Source organism: Shewanella sp. 10N.286.51.B2 (assembly GCF_041469265.1).
GTDB lineage: Bacteria > Pseudomonadota > Gammaproteobacteria > Enterobacterales > Shewanellaceae > Shewanella.
Window position 1 is genome coordinate 1 of record NZ_JBFRKH010000056.1, and the last position, 10128, is coordinate 10128.

The window sequence follows — 10128 nt, forward strand, 5'->3', positions numbered from 1 at the left end:
CTTAATTAACGCTAACACCTTGAGGCTATTGGCCTGTCGCCGTGTCAGTGGATGCGCATTATAGGCAAGTTAAGATTTAGCGCAAGGGCTTTTAGTGATAAAAAAGCAAAAAAAAGATCGCATGATGATCTTTTCATCAAATACGATCTTTTTTAATCAATTCAGGTGTGATTAGTCTATTAAGTAAGCAACCTTATATCACTATCGTTAGACTTTAATTGCAATTTATTGAAACTGTCGTAAAAACTCAACAGCGTTTTCATCATCCCAATCGACATAAGTACGCACATAAGCAACCAATTCACCTTCTTTATTTAGAATAAAGGTCGCTGGTATGGTGTCTAGTGGAAATACTTCTCGTAAATTCTGTCTTGGGTCGTAATAAGAAGTAAAAGCACCTAGACCAATAGAATCAAGGAAAGGGCTAACTTGCTTCTTGCCTTCTGCATCAATAGAGATTGGCATCAACACATATTCGTCTTTACTCAGTGTTTTCTCTAATCGATTTAATGCAGGTAGCTCTCTTACACACGGAGGACACCAGGTCGCCCACATATTAATGATAACAACTTTGCCTTTATGGGCTTCGAAATCAACTTCATTGCCTTCGGCATCATTAAAACCAATGTGTGCAATAGGAAACGGCTGCGCTAATACATTTATCTTATCAAGTGTTGATTGACTAACATGCTGTTGCTGTTTTTCCATTCCAGGATATGCATTAGCGGTAAAACTTACCGCTAATGCACCAAGCATGATCAATTTGATCATCTTGTTCATTTTTCATCTCGCTGTTGCTTGCTTGCTAATAAAGCGGCTAACTCGTCACGATCTGTGTCAGTTAACTCTTGCTCCACATTTGCTGCTTTACCACGTTGTTTACGAACAACAACCAATGCAATGTAAAGTGCAATAAGCATTAGTACAAATGGGCCAATCCATAGAATGTAGGTCTTAGGATCTAATCTTGGCTTATATAGTACAAAGTCACCGTAACGACTTGTCATAAAATCTACTATTTGATCATCACTCTTTCCTTCGTCAACCATGGTGTAGACTTCAAGACGGAGGTCTTGGGCTACTGGCGAATTAGAATCGATCAAGTTCTGATTTTGACACTGTGGGCAACGTAAAGAGTGCGCTAAGTTCAACGCACGCTTTTGGTTATCGGTAGATTTAAATTCATAAGTATCTACTGGCGTTGCCATCACATTAAAAGCTAAAACTAAACTTGTCATCAAGCCAACAAGTATTTTCAATGTTTTCATTATTAAACTCCGTCTTGTTTAGCTTCAGCTTGTAACTGTTGGATCATTGGGTAGAGTGTTTCACTCCAGACATTACTATCAACTGGCCCCGCGTAGCGGAAACGGATTATACCGTTATGGTCAACAATGAAACTTTCTGGTGCTCCATATACCCCAAGGTCTAAACCTAAACGTCCATCTTTATCAAAAATGTTAAGCGTGTAGGGATCGCCTTCACGACTTAACTCACGTATTGCTGGCGCACGCTCATCTCGATAATTAACACCATAAATAGGTAAAATATTTTTACGCGCAAGCATCATTAAAAAAGGATGTTCGTATTTACATGCCGGGCACCATGTAGCCCAAACATTGATCATCGACACTTCACCCTTTAAATCAGCTTGCGTTAACATTTCACCCGGCGTTTCAAGGCGTTCAAGTTGGAAAGCCGGTACCGGCTTTCCTTCTAGTGCTGAATCCAGCTTTTGTGGATTTAAGAATAACCCCTGATAAAGAAAAACTCCCATCCCCAAAAACAATACCAATGGTATAAACAGCACCAACTTTTTCATACTTTCTCCGATATATTAAGCAGTGGCTAATTTTGCTTGTTCTGCTTCTTCTTTAGCAGTTTTAGCTTCTTTAACGCGGTAACGCTTGTCTGATGCAGCTAAGAAACCGCCGACCATCATAAAGATTGAACCAAACCAAATCCAACGAACAAACGGTTTATAGTTAAGACGTACAGCAAATTGAGTCATGCTCAATGGATCACCCATAGTCACATATAGATCACGGAACAAGCCCCAATCAATACCTGCTTCAGTCATATCCATCGTACGTACATTGTATTGACGACGATCAGGTCTTAACAATGTAACAAATTCGTCATCGTAATAAACTTCAATCTGACCTTGTTGCGCGGTGTAGTTAGGACCAACCACGTTTTTGGTTTCAATATAGTTGAAGGTATAACCCGCTAACTCTTCACTGAGACCAGGGCCCATACGAACACTTTTCTCAATCGAGTAGTTAGACACCATAGTGGCACCAACAATTGATACGGCAATACCTAAATGGGCAATAATCATCCCCATTTCACTACGGCCTATCTTGTTAAGGGTGAACTTACCTTCTTTGTCAGTTACTAGGTTATATGCCGCTCTGAAGGTTGCTAGTGCTACCCATGTCGCAGCAGCAATACCGAATGCAACCCAAAGGTTCATTTCGTTACCAGCGATAAATGGTGTTGCCAAACCAACAATTGCAGCCACAATCGCAGGGATCATAAGTTGGCGTTTAATCTCACCCGCTTTAGATTTTTTCCAGCGAATGATTGGGCCAATTCCCATGAAGCCAAACAGTACAAGTACAATTGGTACAAATACAGCGTTGAAATATGGAGGTCCTACAGAGATTTTGCCCATACCTAATGCATCAATTAGCAATGGATATAGCGTACCAAGTAGTACAGTACCTGCTGCAACAGTTAATAACACATTACATACAAGTAAGAAGGTCTCTTTAGATTTGAGTTCAAACCTTGCAGGACTGCTCATTTGACTTGCTCTTAACGCAAACAAGGTCAAGGAGCCACCAACTGCGAGGCCAAGCAAGAGCAGAATAAACATACCACGGCTAGGATCGGCTGCAAATGAATGTACTGATGTTAAAACACCTGAACGAACAATAAAGGTACCTAGCAAGCTTAATGAGAAAGCGAATATTGACAGTAATACGGTCCAGTTACGGAATGCGCCACGTTTTTCAGTCACAATAAGTGAATGCACTAACGCTGTACCGATTAACCAAGGCATGAACGATGCGTTTTCAACTGGATCCCAGAACCACCATCCGCCCCAGCCAAGTTCGTAGTATGCCCACCAAGAGCCTAACGAGATACCGCCTGTTAGGAATACCCAAGCTGCTAGTGTCCAAGGACGTGACCAACGAGCCCAAGCAGAATCTAGACGACCACTCATAAGCGCAGCAATAGCAAATGCAAAGCTAACTGAGAAACCAACATACCCCAAGTACAACATTGGTGGATGGAAGATTAAGCCCACATCTTGCAACATTGGGTTTAAATCTCGACCTTCCATCGGTATTGGGAAAATACGCTCAAATGGGCTTGAAGTGATTAGCATGAATAAAGAGAAGCCAACAATGATCATTGCTAATACCGCAAGAACACGTGCGATAAAGACTTCTTCCATACCTTTACTGAACAATGCAACTGATGCAGCCCAGACAGATATAGAGAATACCCAGAATAGAAGTGACCCTTCATGGCCACCCCACACTGCTGCAATCTTAAAGAAGATTGGCAATTGTGAGTTTGAATGATGTGCGACATAAGCCACAGAGAAGTCATCAACGGCAAAACTATAGCCTAGGCTGATAACTGAAAGAGCGATGAAAAAGAACATACCGTAACAAATCGGCCAAGCATATCTTACGAGATACTGGTCCTTACGGGCTGCACCAATTAACGGCACGGTCATTAATAGCATGGCAAATGCCACACCTATAATGAGCGAGAAGTGTCCAAGTTCTGGGATCATGGGTATTCCTCAGTGTGATAAAAGTTGGTCCGAACCTAATCAAACCAACGCATAACTAACATAATGCTATATATCAGCTACATTAACATTAGCTAATACGAATTTTGTTATATTTTAGTATTTGCTGTTGTTTATGTCTGCCTATTTCATGCAAAACTGGGTCACTAGTCTCATTCTCAAAAAAATAGAGATTAAAAACACACAGTTATAACAGCTAAGCCTATGACTAAAAAAGTTCATTTAAGTTTCGTTTGATTTCAAAGGTGGTTATTTATTTGTGAACCAGTGCCCAACTATAAGGATTCTGACTAAGTAAAATCGTATATTACTGTTCAATGAATCATCTTTACGTATAATCTAGCACTCAAGTTAGGCGGCAGTTCCGCTTTATTTTTTCAGCAACCTAAAAGTGAATATTGAAACAATGACCACATTTTGGATATTTATTGCGCTTGTCGTACTCATCAGCTTAATGCTGATTTGGATCCCTCATTTTCGTCAGCAAAAAATGCTATCTGCTGAAGAATCAGGCGTACGTAAGCAAACTAACCTTGAACTCTTCAACGAGCGCGCAGGCATTTTAGCTAAAGAACTTGAAGAAGGCTTGCTTGATCAAACAGAGTTTGACGCGCTTAAAAAAGAACTAGAAATTGGCCTTCTGCAAGATATGAAGATTGCAGGTGACGATTCTTTAGATACGAAATTAAAAGCAAAAGGGATCTTATGGCCATCAATTATGACCGTTGGTGTCTTGGCTGTTTCAGGTTACTTTTACTCAACCCTTGGTGCATACCAGGAGTTAGCTACCCCGCCACAAGCTGAAGCTTCGCCACATCAAGGTATGAGCAATGAGCAGATTATGGCTCAACGTGTACAAATGATGGAGCAGCAAGTTCAAGCTGAGCCAGAAAACAGCCAAGCTTGGTTTAGCTTAGGTCATGCTTATATTTCAGCAAACCAGTTTGATCATGCTGTTGCCTCTTTTGATAAAGTGATGGAATTAGTTGGCACAGCTTCTGAATTATTAGGCCCTAAAGCGACGGCACTGTATTACAAAAATGGTCAGCAAATGAATCCTCAGATTCAAGCGCTTGTTGATCAATCTTTAGCTTTAGATCCAAACGACCCTTCTACATTGTTGCTTGTCGGTATGGATGCGTTTTTCACTGCTGACTATCAAAGCGCAATCACAGCGTGGCAATCTATTTTAGATAGCGATCGTAAAGATGTGGATCGCACTGCACTTATGAATGCTATTGAATCTGCCCAAATGCGTATTCAAGCTGAAACGGGAGTGATGCCAAACGATAGTACTCATAACCCAATGGCAGCAGCTACAGCCGAAGCAGGTGTTAAAACTGTAGATGTCGCGATATCAATTGCTCCAGAGTTAGCCGATCAAGTTAGCTCTTCAGATATGGTATTTATCTTCGCCCGTTCAACTCAAGGCCCTAAGGTACCTTTAGCTGCGACCAAAATAAGTGCCAACAGTTTACCTGTAACGGTGACACTTGATGACACTACTTCAATGGGTGGCGATGTAAAACTAAGCAGTGCTGCAAATGTAGAAATTATCGCAGTGCTATCAAAACATGGCAGTGTGAAGGCGCAACCTGGTGATTTAAAAGGTATCGTTGCATCTGTTGCTGTGGGTAAAGAAGCTAAACTATTACTTGATACAGTGGTTCAATAATCCACTATCAATAAATAGACATAAAAAAACCGGCTCTTAAGCCGGTTTTTTTATTGAGCAACCTAAAATTACTTAGACATAAACTCAATAGCGTTTTTGTAATCTTCATCAGTACAATCAGTACACATTCCACCTGGTGGCATTGCATTTAAACCTGTTTTGACTGTTGCAACTAATGCATCAAGACCTTTAGCTAAACGTGGTTCCCAAGCTGCAGCGTCGTGAGTCTTTGGTGCACCAGCAACTCCCATGCTGTGACATACTGTACACGCTTTGTTATAAACCGCTTCGCCATCTTGGGCAAAAACGTTTGAAGACAAAGTCAACGCGGCAACTGCAGTCATTGCTAATAATTTTTTCATGTTCATCGTTCCTAAATGCAAATAAATTAACAGCTCAACGCCACCTTTTAATGAAGGCAGACTTATAAATCGTCATCAGATTACTACAAACTTCAATAAAACTCACCTTTTTGTGACAAGAATCTCACCTTGGCGTCCAAATGAAGACAATAAGCTAAGATAAAGTAATATATTAGAGAATCATGAAAAAGTTCACATAAGATGTATTTTATTGGAACCACTTCAAATACCTAGCACATAGATGAGCTGAATGCTAAACCGCTAATTGTGTTTATGTTAATATAAAATTATATTCATCTTTAACAGTGATAATGAGGGCTAAGTGACAGAAAACATTCAACGGCCGACCTTAATAAGAGCGAATGAGTTAACCTGCATTCGTGAAGATCGCATTCTGTTTGACGAATTGAGTTTTGAAATTAACGCTGGTGATATTGTCCAAATTGAAGGCCCAAACGGTGCCGGAAAAACCAGTTTACTACGCATAATAGCCGGACTTTCAAGGCCATACGCTGGTGAAGTCGAATATATCGATACCGATATCACACAATGCCGTGATGAATTTAATGAAGATTTACTTTACCTAGGTCACTTAGCAGGTGTTAAAAGTGAGTTAACAGCAAAAGAAAATCTTAACTTCAATTTAAGGTTAAGTGGTTATGATGACTTTGATAGTTACGATATATTAGCCAAAGTTAACTTAGGCGGTTTTGAAGAAGCCCTAGCAGGACATTTATCTGCAGGTCAGCATCGTCGCACCGCATTAGCAAGACTGTGGCATACCAACAGTCGTATTTGGATTTTAGATGAGCCATTTACCGCCATTGATAAAAAAGGTGTTGAAGAACTAGAGCAATTATTTATTCAGCACACTAAAAATGGGGGTTGCGTGATTATGACAACTCACCAAGATATGGGCATCATTACTGATGATGTGCTTCGTAAGGTAAAACTAGACTATCGTTTCGTATAAGGTACAACAATGAAAAGAGGCATAAGTTACACCCAAGCATTTATGACATTGTTGCATCGGGATCTAAAAATCGCCATTCGACATCGTGGTGATATTTTTAACCCGTTATTATTCTTTGTACTGGTAGTGACATTGTTTCCGCTAGGCATTGGCCCTGAACCACAAGTATTATCACGTGTGGCACCAGGCATTATTTGGGTCGCAGCCCTACTAGCATCGATGCTGTCATTAGAGCGTTTATTTAAAGCCGATTTTAGTGATGGCAGCTTAGAGCAAATGTTGCTCAGCCCACAGCCATTATCAATATTGGTATTGTCAAAGGTATTGGCACACTGGATTTTAACCGGTGTACCATTAATATTAGTGGCACCTTTACTTGCAGTACTGCTGCATTTAGATAGCAATAGCTATGGCGCGCTAATCTCGACACTAGCAGTCGGAACACCAGTATTGTCCCTTCTTGGCGCTATTGGTGTTGCATTAACGGTTGGATTACGCAAAGGCGGTGTACTACTAAGCTTGCTAATTTTACCGCTATATATACCTGTTCTCATCTTCGCTACAAGTGCGATTGATGCGGCTGGAATGAATTTACCCTACACAGGTCAACTTGCTATTATTGGTGCAATGTTGGTCGGTTCATTAGTTATGGCACCATTTGCAATTGGTGCTTCATTAAGAGTGAGTACAAACTAAATGTGGAAATGGCTACATTCATACGCTGATCCAGAGCGTGCATACAAACTAGCATCAACCCTTTTACCTTGGTTTGCATTTTCTGCCATCTTATTTATAAGTGTCGGAACCATCTGGGGAATGCTATTTGCCCCAATGGATTACCAACAAGGCGAAAGTTTCAGAATTATTTATATCCATGTACCAGCTGCCTCAATGTCTATGGCCGCGTATATGGCTATGGCATCCGCTTCATTTGTCGGGATTGTATGGCAGATTAAAGCAGCCGATTGGGTTGCAGCCTCAATTGCACCAATAGGCGCTGTAATCACCTTTATCGCCTTGTTAACTGGTGCTGCATGGGGCAAACCTATGTGGGGCACTTGGTGGGTATGGGATGCACGCTTAACATCAGAACTGGTGCTATTATTCTTATACCTAGGTGTAATCTCTCTTTACGCTTCATTTGAAGATAAAGTACTTGCAGCTCGTGCAGCGGGCATTTTAGCAATAGTTGGTGTAATTAATATTCCAATTATTAAATACTCAGTTGATTGGTGGAGCAGCTTACATCAACCTGCGACAATTAAAATCACTGAAAAGTCATCAATGCCAATGGAAATGTTAGCACCGTTACTTATCAATATCGTCGGTTTTGGATTAATGATTGGTGCAATCACTTTGCTACGCTACAAAGCTGAGATTTTAGCTAGAAATGGAATGCGTCCTTGGGTTAGAGAATTAGCAAAAGCGGAGGCATCGAAATGATACAGTTCGAATCATTTTCTGAATTTTTAAATATGGGCGGTTATGCATTCTATGTATGGTTGTCATACGGTGTTACCTTCGGAAGCTTAGGGACGTTACTATTCTTGAGCCTTCGTCAAAAAAGATCCGTCTTACTCGAAATATCTAAAAAGATGGAACGAGAAGACCGCCTTAAAGAAACTAGGAGTAGCAGATAGTGAATTCAAGACGCAAAAAGAGATTAACACTGGCAGTCGCATTAATTGCAGGTGTTGCCGGTATCGCATCATTACTAATATATGCGCTAAATTCAAACTTAAACTTATTCTATACTCCGTATGAAATTGTAAACGGTAAACCAGATACAGGTGACAAGCCTGAAGTTGGTCAACGTATACGTGTAGGTGGTATGGTGACCTTAGGCTCAATGGTACGTGATCCTGATAGTTTACATGTTGAATTTGCCATTCATGATATTCTTGGTGGCGAAATCATCGTAACATTTGATGACTTGTTGCCTGATCTATTCCGTGAAGGACAAGGTATTGTTGCACAAGGTGTATTAACAGAGCCTGGCGTATTACAAGCAACTGAAGTACTTGCAAAGCATGATGAAAATTACATGCCTCCAGAAGTTGCTGAAGCCATGGGCCAAAGCCATGAAAAATTAGATTACTCTGAGCAAACTCAATCCGAAGGTTATAAATACAACTAATCCAAGATTAAGTAGCGACCATACGAAATTTAAGCTTCATCCGTAAGCTAATCACCATGTAAAGCACTGACCATAATTGGTCGGTGCTTTTTTATTTGGCTTGCGTAATTAAAGTATAGGAAGTCAACTATGAGTTTAAGTTTACTGTTGCCCTCAAACAACCAAGAGTTAATGTTTAACCAAAAAGTTGTAATAATCAATCCCTCTGCATTAGCCGCAATTCCCCCCCAAAAAACTATAAAGTGCTAATTACCTGGAAAATGATAACCCTAGCCTCTGCGCACATTTAAACGGACTTATATTAACAAAGCACACTAAACCCTATATTAATCGTAATAAGCTGACTGGAAGCTTTTAAATAGCTCTCAAGCGATTATATTTCTAATACCTACAGCGCATGAATAGCTAACTTACCTATTAGCACCGCACAAAACCCTTCTTTAAAAAAATCCCTTAAACAAAACTATATTCTGCATTGGAGCAAACACCAATGCCAAACCAGGCTGCAATTGATATAGTTGACTTGAATACTTTTTTAGCAGCTAATAAAAAGAAGTGTTATTTCACTGCTTAATAAAATCTAGAATGAATCAAAATAAATCTTAAAATTAGCAACTAGGGTTTAAATAACAGGTAAATCACTTTCGTTGTCCACTAGATTCTGAGCCTAACAAGCCGGGACACTTGGTGATAAAGACTTAGGTGGACTCGTTTAACATGTACTACTTGAAAAGGATAACTGGTTTTAAGCACACGTTTAGTGGCTTTATAAACAAAGACGCAGAACCCTTTAACGCTGCCAACTAACTTAAACAGTTAACCTTTCATGGCTAGTAAACCAACTTATGTCACCAAAAAATGACACAACTAAATGGCTACAGTCAAACTGATTACAGCAATGCAAATGACAATTTAGCTATTACAGAAAGCTTCGTAAACAACTTTCAAAGCAGTTTAACTGACTTAGGTTCAGATGATTAACAATTACAACTGGGTAGTTTGCGAGTAAATCTAAGCTAATTACGAGAAGCTAATTACGAGAAGCTAATTATTCATTTTCTTGTGGATTTACGAGTCTTCAGTCAGCAGCGAACTATTTTCAATTAATGGAAGCTCTATGCTGCTAGCCAGGTAAGCCAGGTAAGCCAG

The 10128-nt window shown here is 40.0% G+C and carries 11 protein-coding genes; 6 read left to right on the forward strand and 5 right to left on the reverse strand.

Annotated elements, in window-relative coordinates:
- Nucleotides 1–225: 225 nt before the first annotated feature.
- The 4 genes from AB4140_RS15160 to AB4140_RS15175 are packed head-to-tail and all read right to left on the reverse strand — an operon-like array spanning nucleotide 226 to nucleotide 3814.
- Nucleotides 226–780: a TlpA disulfide reductase family protein gene (locus tag AB4140_RS15160; RefSeq protein WP_102440372.1), complete on the reverse strand. Its 555-nt coding sequence runs from the start codon at nucleotides 778–780 to the stop codon at nucleotides 226–228.
- Nucleotides 777–1268, reverse strand: a complete 492-nt coding sequence (gene nrfF, locus AB4140_RS15165; protein ID WP_102440373.1) for a heme lyase NrfEFG subunit NrfF — start codon at nucleotides 1266–1268, stop codon at nucleotides 777–779. The genes AB4140_RS15160 and nrfF overlap by 4 nt, the downstream gene beginning before the upstream one ends.
- A 2-nt stretch (nucleotides 1269–1270) precedes the next feature.
- On the reverse strand, nucleotides 1271–1822 hold the full coding sequence (locus AB4140_RS15170; RefSeq protein WP_102440374.1) for a DsbE family thiol:disulfide interchange protein: 552 nt from the start codon (nucleotides 1820–1822) through the stop codon (nucleotides 1271–1273).
- Nucleotides 1823–1837: 15 nt separating this feature from the next.
- Nucleotides 1838–3814, reverse strand: coding sequence for a heme lyase CcmF/NrfE family subunit (locus AB4140_RS15175; protein WP_076543206.1), 1977 nt, complete (start codon nucleotides 3812–3814; stop codon nucleotides 1838–1840).
- Nucleotides 3815–4238: 424 nt separating this feature from the next.
- Between AB4140_RS15175 and ccmI the strand changes: the two genes are divergently transcribed.
- Complete coding sequence (gene ccmI / locus AB4140_RS15180) at nucleotides 4239–5507, forward strand: c-type cytochrome biogenesis protein CcmI (protein ID WP_102520617.1); 1269 nt, start codon at nucleotides 4239–4241, stop codon at nucleotides 5505–5507.
- Nucleotides 5508–5575: 68 nt separating this feature from the next.
- Here the strand turns inward: ccmI and AB4140_RS15185 are convergent, their stop codons facing one another.
- Entirely contained in the window at nucleotides 5576–5869 is a 294-nt protein-coding gene (locus AB4140_RS15185; protein ID WP_076543207.1) for a cytochrome c5 family protein, read from the reverse strand.
- A gap of 322 nt (nucleotides 5870–6191) precedes the next feature.
- Between AB4140_RS15185 and ccmA the strand changes: the two genes are divergently transcribed.
- The 5 genes from ccmA to ccmE are packed head-to-tail and all read left to right on the forward strand — an operon-like array spanning nucleotide 6192 to nucleotide 8979.
- Nucleotides 6192–6842, forward strand: coding sequence for a cytochrome c biogenesis heme-transporting ATPase CcmA (ccmA, locus tag AB4140_RS15190; protein WP_102477113.1), 651 nt, complete (start codon nucleotides 6192–6194; stop codon nucleotides 6840–6842).
- A 9-nt stretch (nucleotides 6843–6851) separates the two neighbouring features.
- Nucleotides 6852–7538 (forward strand): heme exporter protein CcmB, encoded by a 687-nt coding sequence (ccmB, locus tag AB4140_RS15195; RefSeq protein WP_076543209.1) that lies wholly within the window; start codon nucleotides 6852–6854, stop codon nucleotides 7536–7538.
- A complete protein-coding gene (locus AB4140_RS15200; protein ID WP_102477112.1) occupies nucleotides 7539–8285 on the forward strand; it encodes a heme ABC transporter permease in 747 nt (248 codons plus the stop codon).
- Entirely contained in the window at nucleotides 8285–8482 is a 198-nt protein-coding gene (gene ccmD / locus AB4140_RS15205) for a heme exporter protein CcmD (protein WP_102440380.1), read from the forward strand. The genes AB4140_RS15200 and ccmD overlap by 1 nt, the downstream gene beginning before the upstream one ends.
- On the forward strand, nucleotides 8482–8979 hold the full coding sequence (gene ccmE / locus AB4140_RS15210; RefSeq protein WP_102440378.1) for a cytochrome c maturation protein CcmE: 498 nt from the start codon (nucleotides 8482–8484) through the stop codon (nucleotides 8977–8979). Before ccmD ends, ccmE begins: the two co-directional genes overlap by 1 nt.
- Nucleotides 8980–10128: the final 1149 nt, after the last annotated feature.